At 28.6% G+C, this 21,784-nt stretch carries 24 protein-coding genes; 12 read left to right on the top strand and 12 right to left on the bottom strand.

The genetic code is table 11. From position 1 onward, the window contains the following. Window positions 1-47 precede the first annotated feature (47 nt). The 3 genes from CRV03_RS11600 to CRV03_RS11590 all read left to right on the top strand — a co-directional run bounded on the left by CRV03_RS11600 (window position 48) and on the right by CRV03_RS11590 (window position 3,727). Entirely contained in the window at window positions 48-1,343 is a 1,296-nt protein-coding gene (locus tag CRV03_RS11600) for a TAXI family TRAP transporter solute-binding subunit (protein WP_129085308.1), read from the top strand. Window positions 1,344-1,411: 68 nt separating this feature from the next. Beyond that, window positions 1,412-2,374, top strand: coding sequence for a tryptophan--tRNA ligase (gene trpS, locus CRV03_RS11595; RefSeq protein ID WP_129085307.1), 963 nt, complete (start codon window positions 1,412-1,414; stop codon window positions 2,372-2,374). A 9-nt stretch (window positions 2,375-2,383) separates the two neighbouring features. Further along, on the top strand, window positions 2,384-3,727 hold the full coding sequence (locus tag CRV03_RS11590; protein ID WP_129085306.1) for a diguanylate cyclase: 1,344 nt from the start codon (window positions 2,384-2,386) through the stop codon (window positions 3,725-3,727). Between the two features lie 3 nt (window positions 3,728-3,730). Here the strand turns inward: CRV03_RS11590 and CRV03_RS11585 are convergent, their stop codons facing one another. From CRV03_RS11585 to CRV03_RS11570, 4 genes are read right to left on the bottom strand one after another with little or no spacing between them, the layout of a single operon-like run. Then, a complete protein-coding gene (locus CRV03_RS11585; protein WP_129085305.1) occupies window positions 3,731-4,426 on the bottom strand; it encodes a class I SAM-dependent methyltransferase in 696 nt (231 codons plus the stop codon). Beyond that, window positions 4,417-5,034, bottom strand: a complete 618-nt coding sequence (hisG, locus tag CRV03_RS11580; RefSeq protein WP_129085304.1) for an ATP phosphoribosyltransferase — start codon at window positions 5,032-5,034, stop codon at window positions 4,417-4,419. Before hisG ends, CRV03_RS11585 begins: the two co-directional genes overlap by 10 nt. Further along, a complete protein-coding gene (locus CRV03_RS11575) occupies window positions 5,012-5,638 on the bottom strand; it encodes a type III pantothenate kinase (protein ID WP_129085303.1) in 627 nt (208 codons plus the stop codon). Before CRV03_RS11575 ends, hisG begins: the two co-directional genes overlap by 23 nt. Continuing rightward, entirely contained in the window at window positions 5,625-5,957 is a 333-nt protein-coding gene (locus CRV03_RS11570; RefSeq protein ID WP_129085302.1) for a hypothetical protein, read from the bottom strand. Before CRV03_RS11570 ends, CRV03_RS11575 begins: the two co-directional genes overlap by 14 nt. 155 nt (window positions 5,958-6,112) lie before the next feature. Here CRV03_RS11570 and CRV03_RS11565 point away from each other — a divergent pair, with 155 nt between their 5' ends. Together CRV03_RS11565 and gshB are read left to right on the top strand one after the other, a co-directional pair. Continuing rightward, window positions 6,113-8,884 carry a transporter substrate-binding domain-containing protein gene (locus CRV03_RS11565; protein WP_129085301.1) on the top strand — a complete coding sequence of 924 codons (2,772 nt, stop codon included), beginning with the start codon at window positions 6,113-6,115 and terminating at the stop codon, window positions 8,882-8,884. 64 nt (window positions 8,885-8,948) lie between these two features. Further along, complete coding sequence (gene gshB / locus CRV03_RS11560; RefSeq protein ID WP_129085300.1) at window positions 8,949-9,980, top strand: glutathione synthase; 1,032 nt, start codon at window positions 8,949-8,951, stop codon at window positions 9,978-9,980. A 10-nt stretch (window positions 9,981-9,990) separates the two neighbouring features. On the opposite strand, the gene CRV03_RS14140 is transcribed toward gshB, so the two are convergent. Then, window positions 9,991-10,167: a hypothetical protein gene (locus CRV03_RS14140; RefSeq protein WP_164968659.1), complete on the bottom strand. Its 177-nt coding sequence runs from the start codon at window positions 10,165-10,167 to the stop codon at window positions 9,991-9,993. Between the two features lie 3 nt (window positions 10,168-10,170). Next, the gene (locus tag CRV03_RS11555) at window positions 10,171-10,404 is read right to left on the bottom strand and encodes a hypothetical protein (protein ID WP_129085299.1); all 234 of its coding nucleotides are present in this window, start codon (window positions 10,402-10,404) and stop codon (window positions 10,171-10,173) included. Window positions 10,405-10,615: 211 nt separating this feature from the next. Here CRV03_RS11555 and CRV03_RS11550 point away from each other — a divergent pair, with 211 nt between their 5' ends. The 3 genes from CRV03_RS11550 to CRV03_RS11540 are packed head-to-tail and all read left to right on the top strand — an operon-like array spanning window position 10,616 to window position 12,601. Then, window positions 10,616-11,359 carry an SdiA-regulated domain-containing protein gene (locus CRV03_RS11550; protein WP_164968658.1) on the top strand — a complete coding sequence of 248 codons (744 nt, stop codon included), beginning with the start codon at window positions 10,616-10,618 and terminating at the stop codon, window positions 11,357-11,359. Then, window positions 11,352-12,131, top strand: a complete 780-nt coding sequence (locus CRV03_RS11545; RefSeq protein WP_129085297.1) for a threonine/serine exporter ThrE family protein — start codon at window positions 11,352-11,354, stop codon at window positions 12,129-12,131. Before CRV03_RS11550 ends, CRV03_RS11545 begins: the two co-directional genes overlap by 8 nt. Then, complete coding sequence (locus CRV03_RS11540) at window positions 12,131-12,601, top strand: threonine/serine exporter family protein (protein WP_129085296.1); 471 nt, start codon at window positions 12,131-12,133, stop codon at window positions 12,599-12,601. The genes CRV03_RS11545 and CRV03_RS11540 overlap by 1 nt, the downstream gene beginning before the upstream one ends. A gap of 4 nt (window positions 12,602-12,605) precedes the next feature. On the opposite strand, the gene CRV03_RS11535 is transcribed toward CRV03_RS11540, so the two are convergent. From CRV03_RS11535 to trmD, 6 genes are all read right to left on the bottom strand, one after another. Further along, window positions 12,606-13,436 (bottom strand): hypothetical protein, encoded by an 831-nt coding sequence (locus tag CRV03_RS11535; protein WP_129085295.1) that lies wholly within the window; start codon window positions 13,434-13,436, stop codon window positions 12,606-12,608. Then, complete coding sequence (locus CRV03_RS11530; protein WP_129085294.1) at window positions 13,433-14,317, bottom strand: patatin-like phospholipase family protein; 885 nt, start codon at window positions 14,315-14,317, stop codon at window positions 13,433-13,435. The genes CRV03_RS11535 and CRV03_RS11530 overlap by 4 nt, the downstream gene beginning before the upstream one ends. A gap of 47 nt (window positions 14,318-14,364) precedes the next feature. Further along, a complete protein-coding gene (locus CRV03_RS11525; RefSeq protein ID WP_129085293.1) occupies window positions 14,365-14,958 on the bottom strand; it encodes a DedA family protein in 594 nt (197 codons plus the stop codon). 117 nt (window positions 14,959-15,075) lie between these two features. Continuing rightward, window positions 15,076-15,615 (bottom strand): hypothetical protein, encoded by a 540-nt coding sequence (locus CRV03_RS11520; RefSeq protein ID WP_129085292.1) that lies wholly within the window; start codon window positions 15,613-15,615, stop codon window positions 15,076-15,078. 41 nt (window positions 15,616-15,656) lie between these two features. Continuing rightward, complete coding sequence (rplS, locus tag CRV03_RS11515; RefSeq protein WP_129085291.1) at window positions 15,657-16,013, bottom strand: 50S ribosomal protein L19; 357 nt, start codon at window positions 16,011-16,013, stop codon at window positions 15,657-15,659. A gap of 53 nt (window positions 16,014-16,066) precedes the next feature. Continuing rightward, window positions 16,067-16,756 (bottom strand): tRNA (guanosine(37)-N1)-methyltransferase TrmD, encoded by a 690-nt coding sequence (gene trmD / locus CRV03_RS11510; protein WP_129085290.1) that lies wholly within the window; start codon window positions 16,754-16,756, stop codon window positions 16,067-16,069. Window positions 16,757-16,885: 129 nt separating this feature from the next. Between trmD and CRV03_RS11505 the strand changes: the two genes are divergently transcribed. From CRV03_RS11505 to CRV03_RS11490, 4 genes are all read left to right on the top strand, one after another. Further along, window positions 16,886-17,251: a hypothetical protein gene (locus CRV03_RS11505; protein WP_129085289.1), complete on the top strand. Its 366-nt coding sequence runs from the start codon at window positions 16,886-16,888 to the stop codon at window positions 17,249-17,251. A gap of 103 nt (window positions 17,252-17,354) precedes the next feature. Further along, a complete protein-coding gene (metE, locus tag CRV03_RS11500) occupies window positions 17,355-19,631 on the top strand; it encodes a 5-methyltetrahydropteroyltriglutamate--homocysteine S-methyltransferase (protein ID WP_129085288.1) in 2,277 nt (758 codons plus the stop codon). Window positions 19,632-19,735: 104 nt separating this feature from the next. Next, window positions 19,736-20,944 (top strand): threonine ammonia-lyase, encoded by a 1,209-nt coding sequence (ilvA, locus tag CRV03_RS11495; RefSeq protein WP_129085353.1) that lies wholly within the window; start codon window positions 19,736-19,738, stop codon window positions 20,942-20,944. An 88-nt stretch (window positions 20,945-21,032) separates the two neighbouring features. Then, the gene (locus CRV03_RS11490; RefSeq protein WP_129085287.1) at window positions 21,033-21,719 is read left to right on the top strand and encodes a F0F1 ATP synthase subunit A; all 687 of its coding nucleotides are present in this window, start codon (window positions 21,033-21,035) and stop codon (window positions 21,717-21,719) included. The last annotated feature ends 65 nt before the right edge of the window (window positions 21,720-21,784 follow it).

Here is a 21,784-nt window from a genome sequence, read left to right as displayed (position 1 = left end):
TTGTGTTTCTAAGTTATAATAATAAAAAATAATTAAGAGAAATACAAATGAAATATAAATTTTTTACAATCTCAATTCCTATTCTTTTACTAGTTATTGCTTCTTTTTATGTAACATCTAAATTTATTAAACCACCTCCCAAAAAAGAGATCACAATAGCTACTGGTTCTAAAAGTGGAAACTACTATAAAACAGCCCTAATTTACAAAGAATTATTAGAAAAAGAGAATGTAAAAGTAAACCTTTTAACTTCTGCTGGTTCTATTGAAAATATAAACTTACTAAAAGAGAATAAAGCTGATATAGCCTTTTTACAAAATGGAACTATCAAAAACAACCAAGAAGGAATAAAATCCTTAGCCTCTATATATTATGAACCTCTGTGGGTTTTTTATAGAAATGAAGGTTTCCCTATAAATTATGTTATTCAACTAATCTCAAAAAAAATATCAATTGGAAGAGAAGGTAGTGGAACTAAAGACTTGGCTTTAAAAGTTTTAAAAGACAATGGCATAAATCAAGACAACTCTCAAATTTTCAATTATGATGCAAGTAAAGCAAGAGAAGAGCTTGAAAAAGGAAACATCGATGCAATGTTTGTTGTTTCTTCTCATAAATCAGATACCATAAAAGAGCTACTTGCAAATCCAAAGATAAATATTTTAAGCTTTAAAAGAGCAAAAGCCTATAGTAGAAAATATCCATTTTTAGAGGCTCTAAATCTATATGAAGGAACCTTAGATTTATATAAAAACTTACCAGATGAGAATATTGGTCTTCTTTCTACAACTGCAAATTTAGTGGTTAAAGATGGTTTTTCTGAAGAGTTAATTAGACTAGTTCTAAAAAAAGTAAAAGAAGTACATAATAAAAAAGACCTTTTCGCAAAAGCTGAACAATTTCCAAATGCTTTAAATATGCAACTTGAAATGCACGAAGAAGCCCAAAGGTATTTTGAGTATGGAGATACTTGGCTTGAAAAGATTTTTCCTTATTGGATAGCTTCAAATATAGATAGGTTAAAACTTCTTATTATCCCTTTACTTACTTTACTTTTCCCACTATTTAAAGGTTTTTTCCCACTATTTAAAGGTTTTTTCCCACTATACACATGGACAATGCGTTCAAAAATATATAGATGGTATGAGGAAGTTAAAAACTTAGATAATAGTATAGATAGTTTAGAGTCTAAAGATTTAAGAGTTCAACTAGAAAAGGTACAAAAACTAAGACAAGAAATTCAAAAGGAGACAAAGGTTCCCCTTTCTTTTATGGGTGAATATTACAATTTGCAACTACATCTTGATTTGATAGAGAACAAAATAGAAAAGAAGCTTTCTTAATAGTTTAAAAAGCTATTATATTTACTTTAGTTATAATGCGTGTTTAAATAATTTTAAGGAAGTATAAATTGAGAATATTATCTGGAATTCAACCAAGTGGAACTTTACATATTGGTAACTACTTCGGAGCGATTAAGAAAATGGTTGAGTCACAAGACCAAGGTGATTTATTTGCATTTGTTGCATCATACCATGCTTTAACAACAGTTAAAGAAAAAGAGCTTTTAGAAAAAAACATTTTTGAAGCAGTAGTTAACTTTTTATCATTAGGAATGGACCCTGAAAAATCAACTTTTTGGGTACAAAGTGATGTAAAAGAGGTACTTGAATTATACTGGATATTATCAAACCATACATCTATGGGACTTCTTGAAAGAGCACACTCATACAAAGATAAAGTAGCAAAAGGTATCAATGCTAATCATGGATTATTTTCATATCCTGTTTTAATGGCTGCTGATATTTTACTTTATGATTCAAATATTGTTCCTGTTGGAAAAGACCAAATCCAACACGTAGAAATGACAAGAGATATTGCTAATAGCTTTAATCACCACTACAACACAGATATTTTTGTTCTACCTGAAGCAAAAGTTGATGAAGTTGTAGCAACAGTTCCAGGAACAGATGGAGCTAAAATGTCTAAATCATATGGAAATACTATTGATATGTTTGGAACAAAAAAAGGTGTTAAAAAACAAGTTATGGGAATCGTAACTGACTCAAAAGAGCTTGATGAACCAAAAGAGTGGGAAAACTGCAATATCTATAAACTTTGTGAACTATTTATGAATGATGATGAATTAAAAGAGTTACAAGGAAGATATGCAACTCCTGGTGAAGGTTATGGACACTTCAAGTTAACACTACTTGATAAAATCAATGAACACTTTGCACCATACCAAGAAAGAAGAGAACACTTATTAAACAATCCAAAAGAAGTTCAAGAGATTTTAGATTTTGGAGCAAGTAAAGCAAGAAAAGTAGCAAGTGCAAAAATGGAGCAAATTAGATCAATAGTTGGTCTGTAAGGATAAAAAATGATACCTGAAGTATTAGATATAGCAATAAAAGATATTGTTACTATAGATTCAAATAAAACACTTGATGAAGCTGTTCAAAAAATGGCAGCTTCAAATCTTAGAACAATAGTTATAACTGATACTTCATCCTACAAAATTCTTACTACAACTCAATTAATTGATTTTAAATTAGAAAGAGTAGACCACGGCACAAAACTTAAAGATTTAGGATTAAGAGAGGTTAAGGTTATAAATAAAAGCCTTAACTTAATCAATCTTCTAAACCAAATTAACTCTACAGAAGAGTATATGGTAATTGTCGATGAAAACAATAAACTAGAAGGAATCCTTTCTTATACTGATATAATCAATAATATTGACCCTCAAATGTTAATGGAGAGACAAACTCTTGGTAATCTTATCTTAAACTATCAAGCTGTTTTTGCCTATGAGGATTCATCTGCACTTCATGCTGTTAAACTTATAAAAAATAGTGGAAATGATGCTGTTATAATTAAGAATAATGAAGAAAAAGCAGTGGGGATTTTTACTTCAAAAGACTTTATAAATCTTATACATTTAGATTGTAATTTAACACAAAAGATTTCAAACTTTATGACAAGTCCTATTAAAACTCTAAAAGAGCACTCAACTATTGCAGATGCTTTAGCATTTATTAGAAAACAAAGGTTTAAAAGAATTATTATTGAAAATGATAAAGGTTATGTAACAGGTATCATCTCTCAAAAAGAGCTTTTAAGAATTGTTTATAATAAGTGGATAGAGCTTATGAAAAAAGAGGGAAGTAAAATCTCTAAAACAAATGAAGCTTTAATTCAAACACAAGCAGAACTAGAAGAAATAGCTTCAACAGATTATCTAACTAAAATCTACAATAGACAAAAATTTGAGTCATTTTTAGAGTATGAGATTAAAAAACTTGATAGATATGAAAATGGTATCTTTACAATTTTATTAGTTGATATTGACCACTTTAAAAAAGTAAATGACTCATATGGGCACCTAAAAGGTGATTCTGTATTACAAGAGTTTTCTAAAATATTAACATTTAGTTCAAGAAAAAGTGATGTTGTAGCTAGATGGGGTGGAGAAGAGTTTATAGTACTTCTTCCTCATACAAATATTGAAGAAGCAATTTTAGTTGCTGAAAAAATACGTTCTACTGTTGAAGTACATGATTTTAAAGATAACCTAATGTTAACTTGTTCTGTGGGAATCTCTCAATATCATAAAAATGATACAAAAAGAGAGATTTTTAATAGAGCAGATAATGCTTTATATAAAGCAAAAGCTCTAGGAAGAAATAGAATTGAAATAGAAGTTTTAAGCTGTAACGTTTAACTTCTATTTCGTACAGATATAGATTTGTTTATCTGGCTTTTCATCACTATGAAGATTAAAGTCTCGTAAACTTTCAACCTCAAAGCCAATCTTTTTTAGCATCTTTTTTAGTCTATCTTTACTATGATAATATTGAGTTATAAAATCATTCTCTTTTTTAAAGTTACCATCTTCTAACTTTGTAAACAGAGTTAAATCAGTAACTAGTTTTTCATCTTCATAAATAGCATCAATAGCAATGAATTTATCATCTAAATCCATTGTAATACAACCTTGTGCTATCTCTTCAAAACCATAAAGAGTATTTACATCAAAGATAAAGTATCCTTTATCATTTAAAGCTTTATAAACATTCTCAAAGAACTCTTTTAAACTATCCTTTGGAATATAGTTAATCACATCAAAGATAGCCGTTGCACAGTCATATTTTTCTTTTACATCTTTTAAGTCAATGCATGCAACATTTTCTACACCTCTTTGTTTACAAGCTTCAATTTGCTCGCTACTTAAATCAATTCCATAAGCATTTTTTTGATTTAAGTTTAGACTCTCAATAAAAAAACCTTGTCCACAACCTACATCTAAAATATTGTCTAGTTCTTTATCAAAAACAATAGACATAAACTCATTATGTAAGTTATAAACCTCATCTTGAAAGTCTAAATAAGGCTCTATCTTAGAGTATAAATTTAATCCCATTGAATAACAGCTTCTAACTTTTCTTTTAAATCAAAAATCTTATCTTTTTTTGCATAATAAGCATTTTTGTTTGCAATTAAGTGTGCGCTACTTTCCATAATTGTAGGCCCTACTTCTAAACCATTTTGTTTCATTGTTGCACCAGTTTCAACGATATCAACAATACAATCAGCAAGGTTTACTAAAGGAGCTAATTCAATAGAACCATATAGTTTGATAATATCAACTGCCATTGCTTTTTCTTCAAAATATCTTTTTGCAATTTTCTCATGTTTTGTAGCAACAGTGATTTTACTCTTTGTCATATCTAGTTCTTGTCCTTTGATAAGACCAAAGGCAACTTTACAATATCCAAGTTGTAAATCAAGTAGTTTAATTAAGTCATACTCTTTTTCTTCTAATACATCAAGTCCAACTACACCTAAATCTGCTGCTCCATGCATAACATAAGTAGGTACATCTTGATTTCTTACATTTAAAAATCTAAATCCAGCTTTTTCTAAAATAAGTTTTCTATCTTCAAATACAAACTCTTCATCAAATGCTTTTTCAAACTTAGAAAGAGTCTCTTTTGCTATTCTTCCCTTAGGTAATGCAATCGTTAGCATTAATTATCCTTCTCATATTTTCAAAAATTATGTCTTTTTTATAGATGCTATTGTCAAAGTATTTACTCAAAAACTTTCCATCTCCACCAGTAAAAGTAATCTGCTTTTTTTTGCTCACTTTTTTAATTGGTTCTATAATTGATTTTAATATAGCATAAGAGATTGCATCTTTAGTACAAAGGGGGATTTTATCTAAATTTACCTTTGTATTTAAATCAACATCTAATTTATGAGAAATTTGAGGGTAAATATCCCTAAAAGCTTTTAGTCCAGGAAGAATGAATCCACCTTTATGTTTGCCTTTTTTTATAATATCAACAGTAATTGCACTTCCTGCATCAACTATTATTCCATCTTCAATAAAACAACAAGCAATCTTTCTATCTAATCCCATACCAACATATTTTGTTTTAAATTTTATATATGGTTCTAAATCAACTATATCATCATTTGTAAGTTTTAATTTTGCAGTTGCGTTATCATTTACAGAGACATAATAAACTCTTTGTTTAAAATCAGGCACATGGGAGTTTACTAAATATCTTTGTTCTTTTCCATCTATATTAAAGTGAAAAGTTGTATTCCCAATATCACATAAAATCAACTCTTACTCTCCATTTATTCTCTTCAAGTAATTTTTTAGCTTTTGAACATAAAGGTGAAGAGATAATTAGCTCTTTTTTCTTAAAATTGTGTTCTTTATAGTCTGCTAATAAAGCTTCCATTTGCATTAAATCTTCTGCATTTTTTCTTATGAATCTACTTTTTGAATCTACTATAAATATTGCATAATAATCTTTATTTGTTGAAGTTGCCACAAATATCTTAATCTTTTTTCTACTTTTTAACTCTTTTGGACTTACTTCTTCAATCTCTTTAAATAAAATCTCTTTATCTAAATAGTATTTTGTAATATCTTTCAAACTTTCCCTTATATTTTCTATTTAGAACTATTATATACAAAGGATATTTAGTATCTATTGAATATAAAATAATACTATTTTCTAAACAGTCATTTATTACTAAGTTATTTTTTTCTGATATAATACTTTCACAATCAAAGTATAGTGGATTAAAAATGTTGAGATTTAAAACAGTATTTGCTCTTTTCTTGTTTTCATGCTTTTTATACGCACAACCATTTAAAAAAAGTTTTACAATCTCTTATGACCCAAACTATGCACCTTTTTCTTATATTGAAAACAACAAACCCCAAGGACTTTTAATAGACTACTGGAAACTTTGGGCAGAAAAAAACAACTATAAAATAAAATTTGTAAATGGAAAACTTTGGCAAAACTCTATTGAGCTAGTAAAGAATAAAAAAGTAGACTTTTTTTTAGGAACAGAAGTTTATGAATCTTGGATGAAAGGTTCAAATCCTTTTTATCAAAATAAAACTGCTCTTTTTATTCATAAAGAGACTAGTAAAAACTTTGCAAAAGATGCTTCATATGTAATTGGAATTATAGGTAAAGACTACAAAGAGCCTATTAAAAGTAACTTTCCTAACTCAATAATTGTAGTCTATAAAGATTATGATAAAGCAATAGAAGATTTAGTTTCAAAAAAAATTGATTTACTCTATGATGATAAAATTGCTATTGAATTTTATACCTTACAAAAGGGTCATTTTCATGAAATCAAACATATAAACCTATTATCTGAATTTTCAGATGTTCAAGCCATTGCTTTAAAGCAGGAGTTAATTGATACATTTAACAAAGGCTTTCAAAAAATATCAAAAGAAGAGCTTTATGATATTGAAAGTAAGTGGATTATTAATGAAAAGTTTAAATTCTATGATCAATTTAAACCTACAAATCTAACAAAAGAAGAATCAAATTTTATAAAAAATACAAAAATTAATGTCTCTGTTTCTAGAGCATGGAAACCTTTCTCTTTTGAGTCAAAATCACATACTCCTACAGGTATCTCTTCTGAAGTTTGGAAACTACTTGAAGAAGATTTAAATCTAAATACAAAATATACTTTCTTCAATGACTTTACAAAACAGCTTGAAAGTATAAAACAAAAACAACAAGATGTGATTTTTAGTACAGGAAAAACAAAAGATAGAGAAAAGTATGCTATTTTTACAAAACCATATATCTCTTTTCCTATCTCAATGGTTACACTAAAAGATGAAAATTTCATTGAAAATATAGAACAAATAAAAGATAAAAAAATAGCAGTGGGAGAAAACTTTACAGCCCATAAACTTTTAAAAGAGAATTACCCTAATTTAAACTTACTTCTAGTAAAAAGTATAAAAGAGGGTCTTGAAGCAGTTGAATGTAAAGATGCTTTTGCTTATATTGATATAAAGCCAAACCTAGCATATAATATTGGTAAATTAGGATTAGAAACTCTTAAAATATCTGGAAATACAGATTTAAACTTTGCACTTAGAATTATGATGAGAAAGGATTACCCTCTTTTGCATAGTGCTTTAAATAAAACTATTGAGTCTTTAGATAAACAAAAAATAGAAAACATAATCAACAAATGGGAAAATGTACAGTTCGAAGATAATTTCAACTACAATAGACTTTGGATTGCCTTGTCTGTTATCTTTACAATTGTAATTATTCTTATATTTAAAAATCAATCAAATATAAAACAAAATAAACTTTTAAAAGAGAAAGTTGAAGAAAGAACTAAAGAGTTAAAACAACTAAATGAATCTTTAGAGATAAAAGTTGAAGATAAAACTAAAGAGTTAAAAAGAGCTAACTACCTTTTAGATGAAGCACAAAAAATTGCCCACTTAGGAAGTTTTCAATATGAGATAAAAAAAGACGAATTATATTGGAGTAATGAACACTTTAAAATGTTTGGTTTCTATCCAAATCAAATAAAACCTACTGTTGATTTACTATTGTCTTATGTACATGAAGATGATAAAAAAATAGTAAAAAGTCACCTAAATAAATTAGTCTCTTCTAAAAACAAATTAGTAAATGAGTTTAGAATTGTTATCAATAAAAAAACTATCAAGTACTTACAAATCACTTCTAAAATCACTAAGTTTGATGAAAAAAATAATCCTTTATTAATAATTGGAACTATTTTAGATATTAGTAAAATCAAAAAACTAGAACAAGAGAAAAGAGAAAAAGATACAATCTTAGCTCAACAATCAAAAATGGCTGCAATGGGAGAAATGTTAGAAAATATAGCCCACCAATGGAGACAACCTTTATCAATAATCTCTACAGTCTCTACAGGAATGCAATTAAACCTTGAGATTGATAATGAAATGCCAAAACAGCACTTATTGGATAATGTAAGAGCTATTAATGAGCATACTCAATATTTATCTAAAACAATTGATGACTTTAGAAACTTTTTTAATCCAAATAAAGAGAATACTACTTTTGACGTAGCTTCTTGTATTGATAAGTCTTTATACTTAATCACATCAAAAATCAAATCTTCAAATATCAATTTAACAAAAAAGATATCAGATATAGAAATTACAACTTTAGAGAGTGAATTAACACAAGTACTATTAAATATTTTTAACAATGCAATAGATGCTTTAAACCAACAAGATATAAAAGACAAACAGATATATATCTTAGCGACAAAAGAGAACAATAATATTATCATCTCTATTAAAGATAGTGCAGGAGGAGTTCCTGAAAAAATCCAAACTAGAATCTTTGAACCATATTTTACTACAAAACATAAAAGCCAAGGAACAGGAATTGGTCTTTATATGTCTTCTCAAATTATTACAAAACACCTAAATGGAAATATAAACCTATCAAACGAACAATTTATTTTAAATAATAAATCATATTTTGGAGCCAACTTCAAGATTATCTTCCCTCAAAATAGTTAAACAATAGTAATTTATCTTAAAATTAGAGTATAATTATAGATTAATTTATACTAAGGATAAAAAAATGCATGTTGCGTTTATTATTGAACATTGGGACAATATTGAACCAGTAAAAAGTACTACACTTGCGATTATAAAAGAGTGTATGCAAAGAGGACACAAAGTCTCAATACTTTATACAAATGATTTAACTGTTAGAAACAATATTGTACATGGTTTTGCTAAAACAATTCTATTTGAAGGTAAAATTCCAGACTCAATAACGTCATTTTATAAAAAATGTGAATTTCAGGTTAAGCTAAAAGCTTTACATGCTTTTGACTGTATTATGATAAGAAAAGACCCTCCTATTTCACCTATAGTTTTCAACTTCCTAGATTCAGTAAAAGATGAAACAATAATTATCAATGACGTAGATGGTATTAGAAAAGCAAACAATAAATTATATACAACAACTTTCCATGACCCAACAAATAGTTACTTACCTAAAACTCATGTTTCAGGAAGTAAAAAATATATAAAGAAAATTATTGAAGAATCACATGAAGAGAAGATGATTTTAAAACCCCTTGATGGTTCAGGTGGTAGAGGTGTAATTGTATTAGAAAAAAATGCAAAATCAAATATTAACTCTTTACTTGATTTTTATATAGATAGCTCAGGTGAAAACTATGTTATCTTACAAGAGTATATTCATGGTGCTGAAGATGGTGATGTAAGAGTTATGATGCTAAATGGTAAAGCAATTGGTGCATACCATAGAAAACCAGCAGATGGAGAAGTAAGAGCTAATATTCAAGCAGGTGGAAGTGCACACAAGTATAATTTAACAGAATCACAAAAAACTATTTGTAATAAAGTAGGTAAAAAACTTTTAGCTGATGGTATCTATTTTGCAGGATTAGATATGATTGGTGATAAAATCTTAGAGGTTAATGTTTTAAACCCAGGTGGAATCACAAATATTAATAAACTATCAAAAGTTAGACTACATAAAAATGTAGTTGATTTCCTAGAAGAGAAAGTTCATGAAAAAGTTGAAAAAAGAGCTGAGTTAGAGTATCTTCTAAAAAGACTAAGTGAGTTAAGAGAATAGTTTCTCTTAGCTACTTTTTTTGTAATATTTTATCAGCCAACCTTGCTAAGTCTAACTGAGACAATTTTAAAGTTTGTTGCGAAAGTTTAGCAATAGTTATATTGTTTTGAATCATTAAATTTGCTGCTTCTTCAAAGTTAACTTCTTTTTTTATAAGATAAACAATCCTACTAATCACTTCATTCATTACTTATTTACCCTTTTTTAAAATCATTAAATCTGCTAACTTGATAAGGTCAGGAAGAGGTAGTCTTATACTTCTTGAAACTATATCTTCAAGATTTATATTATTCTCTTTAATAAGATTAATTGCAGATTCATAATCATGTTTTGTCTTAATAACAGTAATAATGTTATACACTATTCTATTGATTGCTGATTCTTCTTTAAAACTATTTATTGTATTTGTTACATATTCTTGCATAGTGAAATCCAAAAATAAAATATTTTTTTATTATTATAGTATATATACTAAAGTTTATATCTAAAATATACCTTAAGCCAATGTTACATTTAACAAAACCCTTATTTCATGGTATTGTTTATAGGTAACAGTTAAATTTAACTTTTTAAAGTTTAATACATTCGTTATGATAATTAGTATAAAATTTCAGAAAATAAGGCAACTAAAACATATGAAAAACTTTTTTACAATCCTACTTCTTCTTACTTTTTGTCAAAACCTTTTTGCAAAAGAGAAAGTAATAGCAAAAATCCCTGAGGCTTCAGGTATAGTTTATAGTGAAAAATCAAATACTCTTTTTGTAGTAAATGATGAAGGAACTATCTATGAACTATCTTTAAAGGGTAAAATTAAAAGAGAAAAAAAACTAGGTGATTTCGACTTAGAAGGTATAACTATAGATGAAAAGAAAAATATACTACTTCTTGCAAATGAAGAGAAAGATGAAATTATACTTCTAAATAAAAAAGATTTTTCAATAATAAAAGAGATAAAAATTAAAGGTAAATACAAAGGCAATAAAATTATTAAAAAAGGTAAAGATGGGATTGAAGGTCTAACTTTACACAATGGCAAAATCTATGCCTCTAATCAATCAGATAAGCCCTACCCTAAAGATGACTCTTCTGTTATAGTTATTTTAGATTATAAAAAGAAGAAAAAACTAGAGATAAAAGATGTTATTGACCATGGCTATAAAGATATTGCTGGTTTAGCTTTTTACAAAGATTTTTTATATTTAGTAAGCGATGATGCCAATTTGTTAATTAAATATGATATAACTTCAAAAAAAGTAGTAAAAGAGTATAAGTTATCAAAAAAGTATGCACAAGAGGGAATAACTTTTGACAAAAAAGGAAACCTATACATTGCAGATGACAATGGAAAGATTTTAAAACTAAAAATAGATGAATAATATTACATACGAAGAACAAACAAAAGTTACAAGAGCGATAATCAAAGCAGCTGTTTTAATGCTTGAATTTGGTGCAGAAAGTAAACTTATAGAAGATACAGCACAAAGACTAGGAAAAGCTTTAGGCGTTGATTCTGTTGAAGTTTCTCTTATTCCTTCTGCTATTGTTTTAAGTACTTTAAACAATAATCAAACACAATCAGTAACTACAACAAGAAGAGCTCATCACAAACCTATAAATATGTCTATTGTTTGTGATGTTCAAAAGATGTGTATAGATGTTGAACGAGATAAAAAAGATGTTGATTATGTTTTTAATACTATAAAAGAGATTCAACCAAATCATTACAATAGATGGCTAGTTGTATTTATGGTTGGTCTATCTTGTGCTTCATTCTCATATCTTTATGGAGCAGATTTAAATGGGTTTTTTATAACTTTTATTGCTGCTAGTGTTGCTATGTATGTAAGACATGTTATGGCTAAAAAACAGTTTGTCTTAATCATTAGTTTTGGACTTACAGCTTTTGTAGCAACACTTATTGCAAGTACTTCACAAATATTTGAGTTAAGCTCCACACCAAATATAGTGATGACTTCTAGTGTAATTTTACTAGCTCCTGGATTTCCCTTTGTAAACTCAGTCTTAGATGCAGTAAAAGGATACCTTTCTATGGGTTGGGGTCGTTGGATGCAAGCACTACTTTTAAGCGTTGCTACTTCAATAGGTATTATTCTAGCTTTTGCATTACTTAGTATGAGAGGTTGGTAATGGATAGTTTATTAGCTACATATATCTTAAATGCAATCTTTGCAGCTATTCCAGCTGTTGGTTTTGCTATGGTTTTTAATGTTCCAAGAAATGCCTTAGTATATTGTGCAATTGGTGGAGCTATAGGATATACAACTAGATTTGTACTTATGGATTTAAATATTCCCATTGAACTTGCTACTTTTTTAGCTTCTACTTTAGTTGGAGTTATCGCTTTATATTGGTCAAGAAAATATATAGTTCCAAGACCTGTTTATACTATTGCTTCAATTATTCCTTTACTTCCAGGGACATATGCCTTTACAGCAATTATAAACCTGCTTCAGATGAATGCCCAAGGGGTTTCTCCTGAGCTTATTACTTTGTTTATTGACAATGGATTAAAAGCAGTGATTATTTTAAGTGGAATTGGCTTTGGATTAGCAATTCCTTCCTTAGTATTTATGAGATATAACAGGCCAATTATCTAAATAATTAGGCCTGTTTCATATTAAAAATAGATTTTATAAACCAATATAAAATAAATAAAAATAGTATAGGCAGAAATATAGTTTGAAAAATAAAAACTATAATCAAATCGATAATATACTCACTTGAATTATCCACAGCATCTGTATACTCTTGAACTTTTTTACTATAATATTCACTATCAAATTTTTCAACTATCTTATCAAAGATAGAACTCTCTTTTTTTGCTTGTAAAGTCTCTTGATTGACCTTACTAACATCTTCTTTAACTTTAACAATATTTTCATTTAATCTTTCAATATTGTACTCTTCTTTAACAAAGTAGTTATAAGAAATATCATTTACATAACTTATCATAGGAATTGCAAAACGCAAAAACAGCAATACAAACACTACTTTAAAAAAGATATCTCTTAACTTATTGTCATTTCTAAATCTTTTATACAACCATATATTTAAAACTATCACTAATACAAGAAGAAGATAGTTATATATTTCATTGGTTACAAAGTTTAAAAATATCTTTTGAATACCAAGAGAAGTCATACTAGCAAGCATTACTAAAGAGAACTGCTCTACCAAATCATTTACAGGGTCTAGTACTTCACCAATGGCAACTACAAAAAAAGGTAGTGAGAGTTCTGTTCCTTGGGCTAGAGAGATAACAGCATTTAAAGCTTTTGCACTTCCAAAAACTATAATTGCCTGAGAAAAAGAGTCATCAACCAAATTTTTAGCAGTAGTATCAACGGCAAAAGTTATTGCTATAAAAACAGCACTAATAGTAAAAATAGAAAGTAGTAGTTTATTCCAGTTTCTTAAAATAAAACTTTTCATTTTAAAGCCTCTTCTGCTTCAATTTTTCCTATTTCAATCATCTTAAAAGCTTCATTAAAAGCATAGAATTCACAAGCGTATTTAGAGATATTAATCTCTATATCTGCACTATGTCCGGCTAATTTATACTTCATAATAGTATTTTGCATAGTGTCAATGGTATGCCAAATAATACTATACATTCCCATATCTTCTGGCTCAGTTTCTAAGTTTGTATCTTTTTTATTTTTATTTTTTTTGAAGAACTTTAAAAACTTTTTGTTTATCTTTAAAAGCTTTTTCTCTTCTTTTTTAGACATATCTATTTTATACTTTTTTTTACTATCACTATAAAGTCCAACTGTAATAGTTAAGTCTGTATCATCAGGGATTGTAGGAGAAACAGGTAATGGATTTAAAATACCTCCATCAACTAAAAAATCTGCTCCTATTTTTTTGGGAGTAAACATAGTTGGAATTGCAATTGAAGCTCTTATAGCATCAATTAGTTTTCCCTTTTGAATCCATACTTCTTTTTGTTTGATAATATCAGAAGCCACAGCAGTAAAACTAATATCTAAATCCTCAATACAAATATCACCTATTAACTCTTCAATCTTTTCAAAGATTTTTTCGCCTTTAATAAGTCCTGTTTTAGAAAAAGATAAATCAAGTAGTTTTAATATCTCTAAAGGGTCGATTGTAAGAACCCACTGCTTAAACTCATCAAGTTTTCCACAAGCATAAAGTCCACCAATCAAAGCTCCCATTGATGTACCAGAGATTGATTTTATTTCATAATTTTTTGAAAGAAGTGTTTCTATAACACCAATATGAGCGTAACCTCTAGCCCCTCCACTTCCAAGAACTAAAGATACACTTTTTTTGTTTTTTGTTTTCATTTATTAAGTTTAGCAACTTTCAATGAAAAAAGAGTTAAATAATTAGTCTATTTCTTTTTTCTTCTATAGTACCAATATCCCATTGCTGCAAGTCCGATTAGAATAGCAATAATGATATATCTTAAATACTCTTTGATTAAAGCTTCATTTCCACCAATAAAATAACCAAGCATTGTTAAAATAACAACCCAAATACCTGCACCTAAACTTGTATAAATAGAAAAAGTTAGCAGATTCATTTTTGCTAAGCCTGCGGGGAAAGAGATATATTGTCTAACAGCAGGAATAAGTCTTCCTGAGAAAGTTGAAATATGACCATGTTCTTTAAAGAAAACTTCCACTTTTGCAATTGTTTCTTCACTGATGAAAAAGTATCTTCCATATTTAATCAAAAAGGCTCTTCCGTATTTTATTGCTAAAAAGTAGTTAAATAATGCTCCACCTAAACTTCCTGCTATACCTGCAAAAATTGCAGCAAACATATTCATTTCACCTTTATATACTAAATATCCTGCTGGAACCATTACTACCTCACTAGGAAAAGGGAAAAAAGAACTCTCTAAAAACATCATTAAAAATATACCAATATATCCTAAGTCCCCAACTAATTCAACAACAAAATTTACAATATCATGCAGCATCTATTTACCTTATTTAAAATTTATAATTAAAATATTAATTTGTGGGCAGGATTATAGCAAAAGAAGTATAAACAAAAAGTGTATTATTAGTAAAGTTTGATAATTTTTTTGAAATTATTAATTAATATATTTTTCGATTTTAGAGTATACATTTTGTATAAGAGATTCTATAAATTCATTTTTTAACTCTTCTGTTTCTAAATAGTCTGAAACAACTTTAAAGACATATAACTCTTTGCAGTTTTCCTTTGAAGCTTCTAAGAAATACTTAGCTTCTGTATCCACAAGAAGTGTTTCTAAGTTTTCATCTGTTTCTAAAGGAGTATCAACGGTAGTTAATGAGCCAAAATTCATTCCAAATAAAAGTCTATTGGTACAAAAAAGTATTCCTATTTTAACAGAACCATCACTACATCCAGCAATTCCAATATTTAAAGCTTTTGTTATTGTATAGTTTTTATAGACAAAGCCTAAAGTTTCAAGTATATTATCTTTTCCAGTTTCAGAAACTACTAAAAGATATTTAGCATTTTCATCTTCAAATATTTTTACCCCGTTTGGTAAATTCTTAACAGTATTATTTTGTTTTAGATTTAAAAAGTTAATAAAAGATTGTGATTGAGAAAGTGATGTACAGTGGATTAAAGTTTTTGACATAAGGTAAAACTAAGACCGTAGTCTTAGTTTTTCTGCTTAAATTATTTTCTAAGCTCTTTAATTTTAGCTTTCTTACCAGTAAGACCTCTAAGGTAGTGTAATTTAGCTCTTCTTACTTTACCTCTTCTTACTACTTCAAAAGACTTTAAAGACTCAGAATATAGTGGGAAAATTCTTTCTACACCAACAGAGTTAGCTCCAAGTTTTCTAACAGTAAATGTTGCATCAACACCGTTACCAGATCTAGCAATTACAACACCTTCGAAAGTTTGAACTCTAGTCTTAGAACCTTCTTTAATCTCAACACCAAGTCTTACGTTGTCTCCAGCTCTAAACTGAGGAATTTCTTTTTCTGCAATTTGCGCTGCTTCAAAGCTTGCAATGTATCTATTTTTCATTTGTTCCCTTTGGTGAAAGTGCCCGCCTTTGCAAGACGCGGGGTATCACGCTTTTAATTTTGTTTTTTATTTGTAACTAAACTTGGTCTAAAGTATTTTGTCTTGCATATAGCCAAGTTATATTTTAAGGTGGCAATTTTACTATGGTTTCCCTTTAAGAATTCTTTAATGACGCTTAAATCTTGAAAATTTTCTGGTTTACTAAAAGAAGGTGCTTCTAAAAGGTTATTTTCATAACTCTCTTCTACTAAAGAATCAGCATTTCCTAAAACTCCCTCAACATTTCTAGCAATAGCATCAGCCATAACTAAAGATGGTAGTTCTCCACCAGTTAGAATAAACTCTCCAATTGAAAACACTTCATTTGCATACTTTTCTATAACTCTTTCATCAATACCTTCATATCTTCCAGAAACAAAAACTATATTTTTCTTTTTTGCTAATCTTTTTGCATCATTTTGTTTAAAAGGTTTTGCAGCAGCAAGGGGAAATACAATATAAGCTTCAGGATTTTTTCTTTTAATTTCATCTAAACAATCAAAAAGTGGCTGAGGAGTCATTAGCATTCCTGCGCCTCCACCAATCATTTGTTTATCTACTTTTAAATGCTTATTAGTTGTAAAATCTCTAGGATTGTAAAACTCATAAGATATAAAGTTTGAATCAATAGCCCTTTTTAGTATTGAATCATAAAAATATGGTTCTACTAAATTGGGAAATAAAGTTACAAAAGTAAATTTCAAAACTGACCTTAAATATTTTTTGAAATATTAACCTAATTTCATTTAAACTACTTAACTTTTCAAATGTAATAAACATTAAGCTTAGATTTGATAAATTCCACTTTTAATTTTATGAAAGGAGAAACTAAAGTGAAAGCGCCTAAAGGTTTTGGAAAAAACTATTTTACATTTGCTAGTATCTTAGCTTATACTGTTGAAACAAAATTGCAAAACCTTGTGATAAAGGCTAAACACACATTACAGAAAAAATTATCTTCTGAAAATGATGAGTTTGATGAAAATGACCCTCCACTAGAGGAAGTCACTTTATGTTTACAAATAAATAATAGTAAACCTTGTCACTGTGATTATTTTTTTAGAAGAAAAACAAAATTAGCAGTCTTACTTTTCAAATTCATACCTCGTTGCCCTTTTTATTGCAAGTTCTTTGCGTTTAGACGAACAGGGGTACATCCACCATTACATATTCTAAATATCATAAACCATACTATTTAAATTTTACGCACGAAGATAATCAATAATTATCTTTATTGTTACTGCAAAAGCAGATAGATATTTAGACACCATAACTGGTGCAAAACTTTTAAGGTTAAAAATAATGTCAAAATCATATGTAATAGGTTTTCCAAGAATTGGAGAACAAAGAGAATTAAAAAAAATATTAGAAAAATATTGGTCAAAGAATTGTTCGTTTAAAGAAGTTGAAGAAGTTGCAAGTGTTTTAAGAAAAAGACACTGGAAATATCAAAAAGATGCAGGAATAAAATATATTTCGTCAAATGACTTTTCATTTTATGACAATGTTTTAGATACTTGCGTTTTATTAAATGCTATTCCAAAAAGATTTAAAGACTTAAAAGATGAAGAGCTATATTTCTCTATGGCTAGAGGAAATAAAACTAGTGTAGCAATGGAAATGACTAAATGGTTTAATACAAACTACCATTATATAGTTCCAGAACTTTCATTAGAAGATGAGTATAAATTAAATGCTTCAAAAATATTAAATGAATATAAAGAAGCAAAAGAGTACGGAATAAAAACGAAAATCAATATTATTGGACCAATTACATTTTCAGGTCTTTCAAAAAGAGTTGATAGAGGTGATACATATGAACTTCACTCTAAGATTTTACCTATTTATGAAGAACTTCTAAAAGAGATTTCAAAACTTGATGATGAAATCACTGTTCAAATAGATGAACCTATTTTTGTAAAAGACAATGAACAAAAAGTATTAAGCCTAATCAAGCCAACATATGACAAGTTAGCAAGTGTAAGTGAAAATATCAAAATCATTGTTGCAACATATTTTGAACACTCAAATGAAGCTACTAAAGTATTAGTAAATACTCCTATTTATGCTTTAGCTTTAGATTTTTTATATGGTAAGAAAAATATTGAAAGCTTAAGTGATATTGCAAAAAGTGATAAAAAACTTATTGCAGGAGTAGTTGATGGAAGAAATATTTGGAAAAATGATATTGAAAAAAGTGTTTCGATATTGGAAGAGATTTCTCAAGAAGTTAAAAAAGAGAATATCCTAATCTCTTCATCTTGTTCATTACTTCACACACCATTTACACTAAGATATGAAGAGAAGTTAGACAAAAAGATTAAATCTTGGCTAAGTTACGCAGAAGAAAAACTTGATGAGATTCACTTGATTTCAAAACTATTTTTCCAAGGCAAGTCTAGTCTAAATGAAATTGAAGCAAAAGATTTAGAAAAAAATATAGAAGCAAATAAAAGCAGAAAAACTTCAACTGTTATTCACGATGAAAAAGTAAAACAAAGAGTTGAAACTTTTACTAAACTTTCAAGAGAAAAAGATTTTGAAGAAAGAATCAAAATACAAAAAGAGCTTTTAAAGTATGAAGACTTAGCAACAACAACTATTGGTTCTTTCCCTCAAACACCTGAGATTAGAAAAGCAAGAAGAGATTTTAAAAATAGTGAAATCTCAAAAGAAGATTATGAAAAACAGATGAAACAGTATATTGATGAGTGTATTGCTTTTCAAGAAGAGTGCGGAATAGAAGTTTTAGTTCATGGTGAACCAGAAAGAAATGATATGGTTGAATACTTTGGAGAGCAACTAAAAGGTTATGGGTTTTCACAAAATGGTTGGGTTCAATCTTATGGAAGTAGATGCGTAAAACCACCATTTATTTATGGAGATATTTCAAGACCAAAAGCTATGACTGTTGATTGGATTACTTATGCACAAAGTAAAACAGAGAAAATCATGAAAGGTATGTTAACAGGTCCAGTTACTATTTTAAACTGGTCATTTGTTAGAGATGATAAACCTAGAGACGAAGTTTCAAAACAAATTGCTGTTGCTTTAAGTGATGAAATTGATGATTTACAAAAGAGTGGTATTAAAATAATTCAAGTTGATGAAGCAGCATTTAAAGAAGGCTATCCTTTAAGAAGTGAGAATATTAAAGCTTATGAATCTTGGGCAACAAGAGACTTTAAGATCTCAGTTAGTAGTGCATACCCTGAAACTCAAATTCATACACATATGTGTTATAGTGAATTTAATGACATTATTAAAACTATTGAAGATATGGATGCAGATGTTATTTCTATTGAGACTGCAAGAAGTGGAAACGAGCTTCTTAAAATATTTAAAGAAGTAGGATATAAACAAGAAGTTGGACCTGGAGTTTATGATATTCATAGCCCTAGAATTCCAAGTGTTGAAGAACTAAAAAAACAAATCAAACTTTTACTCGAAGTACTTCCAAAAGAGCAATTATGGATAAACCCAGATTGTGGACTTAAAACAAGAAAATGGGAAGAAGTAATTCCAAGTTTAAAAAACATGGTTCAAGCAGTAAAAGAGATTAGAGAAGAGAATAGATAGAGCTTATGCTCTATCTATTACTACTATGTAAAAAGAGTTTTATTTATAAAGGTGAAAACTCTTTTTAGATAGTATTTCAAGGAAATTAAATGAAAAGAAAAAATATGATTACGTTAGATAATATAAAAGAAGCAAAAGAAAATTTAAAAGATGTTGCACAAAACACACCTTTAACTTTAGCTCCTATTTTAAGTGAGACTTTTAGAAGTGAAATCTACTTTAAAAAAGAGAATCTACAATTAACAGGAAGCTTTAAATTAAGAGGTGCATACAATAGAATTGCTAATTTATCTCAAGAAAAAAGAGATAAAGGAGTAGTTGCAGCTAGTGCAGGAAATCATGCGCAAGGTTTAGCATATGCAGCTAAACAGTTTGGCTGTAATGCAACTATTTTTATGCCAGAAGCAACTCCTTTAACAAAAGTAAGTGGCGTTAAATCCCATGGAGCAAATGTTGTTCTAATAGGTGAAAACTTTGATGAAGCATATGCAGCAGCAATGAAATACAAAGAAGAAAATGGAGTTGAATTTATTCACCCATTTGCTGATGATGATGTTATTGCTGGACAAGGAACTATTTCACTTGAACTATTAGAAGAGATACCTGATTTAAAACAAATTGTTGTACCAATTGGTGGTGGTGGTTTAATTGCAGGAATTGCAATTGCTGCAAAAGCTATAAATCCAGATATCAAAATCATAGGTGTAGTTGCAAGTGGTGCAAGGGGTATGAAAGAATCATATAAATCTCAAACTCCTATTGATAGTGCAAGTGTTAGAACTATTGCAGATGGAATAGCGGTACGTGATGTTAATCCAAAACTTCTTGATATTATTATTGATTATGTAGATCATATTGTTGAAGTAACTGATAATGAAATTGCAAATGCCATTTTATTCTTACTTGAAAAACATAAACTTGTGGTTGAAGGAGCTGGTGCTGTATCAACTGCTGCTATTATGCACGATAAAATTGATAATATAGAAGACTCAAAAGTTTGTGCAATTATTAGTGGTGGAAATATTGATGTAACTATGCTTTCACAAATTATTGAAAAAGGTTTAGTTAAATCATATAGAAAGATGAACTTAATTGTAAAACTTATGGATAAACCAGGTTCATTAACTCATTTAAGTGATATTTTCAGAGACTGTGGTGCAAATATTGTACAAATAGACTATGACAGAGACTCAGTTAAGTTAGAGTTCGGGGAAGCCCAAATTACAATATCTTTAGAGACTAAAGGTGAAGAACATCAAAAAACAATTGGTGAAAAATTGAAACAAAGTGGTTACAGATTTAAACAAATTTAGTTTTATAAAAGATCTTTAGAAAGATTTTAGTAAACAAAATATATAATGTGCGTTATATTTTAGTCACAAACGAAAAAAAAGGAAGAAAATGGAAGGAAGATTGTTTACATTCTTAGGCTCTATCGGTGGTCACGGTCAAGAATGGATCATTTTATCACACTTTGTACTAGTAGTGGGAGTTATCTTTTTACTAGCAAGATCTGCAACTAAAAAAATGCAACTTGTTCCAACTGGTACACAAAATGTTTTAGAAGCGTACATCCAAGGTGTTATCTCAATTGGAAAAGATTCAATGGGAGAAGAAAATGCTAGAAGATATTTACCATTAATTGGTGCTTTAGGTTTAGTTATTTTCCTAAGTAACATGACTGGTGTTATTCCAGGTTTTGAATCACCAACTGCTAATATTAACTTTACTTTATCTTTAGCACTTATTGTATTTATTTACTATAATTACGTAGGTATTAAGAAAAATGGTTTTGTTAACTATTTCAAACACTTTATGGGACCTATGCCAATCTTAGCTCCATTAATGTTCCCTATTGAGATTATTTCTCACTTTTCAAGAATTATCTCATTATCATTCAGACTTTTTGGTTCTGTAAGAGGGGATGACATGTTCTTAATGGTATTATTAATGTTAGTACCATGGTTAGTTCCATTAGCTGGTTTCTTTATGTTAGCTGCTTTTGGTGTTTTACAAGCATTCATTTTCATGATTTTAACTTACGTTTATATCGCAGGTTCAGTTATGATGGAGCATGAGGATCACTAATTAATTTAGTCTCCACAAAACTTAGAAAGGGGAAGAGTTTTTGCTCTTCCCCTTTTTTCGTTCTA

Source organism: Arcobacter sp. F155, from assembly GCF_004116455.1.
Taxonomy (GTDB): Bacteria; Campylobacterota; Campylobacteria; order Campylobacterales; family Arcobacteraceae; genus Halarcobacter.
The sequence above is the reverse complement of the archived record's forward strand: the minus strand, read 5'-3'. Positions and strand labels throughout refer to the sequence as shown.

Bases quoted from the DNA above. Each gene is read 5' to 3' on its own strand.
- CRV03_RS11600 (WP_129085308.1), top strand. From the start codon at position 48: ATGAAATATAAATTTTTTACAATCTCAATTCCTATTCTTTTACTAGTT.
- CRV03_RS11590 (WP_129085306.1), top strand. From the start codon at position 2,384: ATGATACCTGAAGTATTAGATATAGCAATAAAAGATATTGTTACTATA.
- CRV03_RS11585 (WP_129085305.1), bottom strand. From the start codon at position 4,426: ATGGGATTAAATTTATACTCTAAGATAGAGCCTTATTTAGACTTTCAA.
- hisG (WP_129085304.1), bottom strand. From the start codon at position 5,034: ATGCTAACGATTGCATTACCTAAGGGAAGAATAGCAAAAGAGACTCTT.
- CRV03_RS11565 (WP_129085301.1), top strand. From the start codon at position 6,113: ATGTTGAGATTTAAAACAGTATTTGCTCTTTTCTTGTTTTCATGCTTT.
- gshB (WP_129085300.1), top strand. From the start codon at position 8,949: ATGCATGTTGCGTTTATTATTGAACATTGGGACAATATTGAACCAGTA.
- CRV03_RS14140 (WP_164968659.1), bottom strand. From the start codon at position 10,167: ATGAATGAAGTGATTAGTAGGATTGTTTATCTTATAAAAAAAGAAGTT.
- CRV03_RS11555 (WP_129085299.1), bottom strand. From the start codon at position 10,404: ATGCAAGAATATGTAACAAATACAATAAATAGTTTTAAAGAAGAATCA.
- CRV03_RS11550 (WP_164968658.1), top strand. From the start codon at position 10,616: ATGAAAAACTTTTTTACAATCCTACTTCTTCTTACTTTTTGTCAAAAC.
- CRV03_RS11545 (WP_129085297.1), top strand. From the start codon at position 11,352: ATGAATAATATTACATACGAAGAACAAACAAAAGTTACAAGAGCGATA.
- CRV03_RS11540 (WP_129085296.1), top strand. From the start codon at position 12,131: ATGGATAGTTTATTAGCTACATATATCTTAAATGCAATCTTTGCAGCT.
- CRV03_RS11535 (WP_129085295.1), bottom strand. From the start codon at position 13,436: ATGAAAAGTTTTATTTTAAGAAACTGGAATAAACTACTACTTTCTATT.
- CRV03_RS11530 (WP_129085294.1), bottom strand. From the start codon at position 14,317: ATGAAAACAAAAAACAAAAAAAGTGTATCTTTAGTTCTTGGAAGTGGA.
- CRV03_RS11525 (WP_129085293.1), bottom strand. From the start codon at position 14,958: ATGCTGCATGATATTGTAAATTTTGTTGTTGAATTAGTTGGGGACTTA.
- CRV03_RS11520 (WP_129085292.1), bottom strand. From the start codon at position 15,615: ATGTCAAAAACTTTAATCCACTGTACATCACTTTCTCAATCACAATCT.
- rplS (WP_129085291.1), bottom strand. From the start codon at position 16,013: ATGAAAAATAGATACATTGCAAGCTTTGAAGCAGCGCAAATTGCAGAA.
- metE (WP_129085288.1), top strand. From the start codon at position 17,355: ATGTCAAAATCATATGTAATAGGTTTTCCAAGAATTGGAGAACAAAGA.
- ilvA (WP_129085353.1), top strand. From the start codon at position 19,736: ATGATTACGTTAGATAATATAAAAGAAGCAAAAGAAAATTTAAAAGAT.
- CRV03_RS11490 (WP_129085287.1), top strand. From the start codon at position 21,033: ATGGAAGGAAGATTGTTTACATTCTTAGGCTCTATCGGTGGTCACGGT.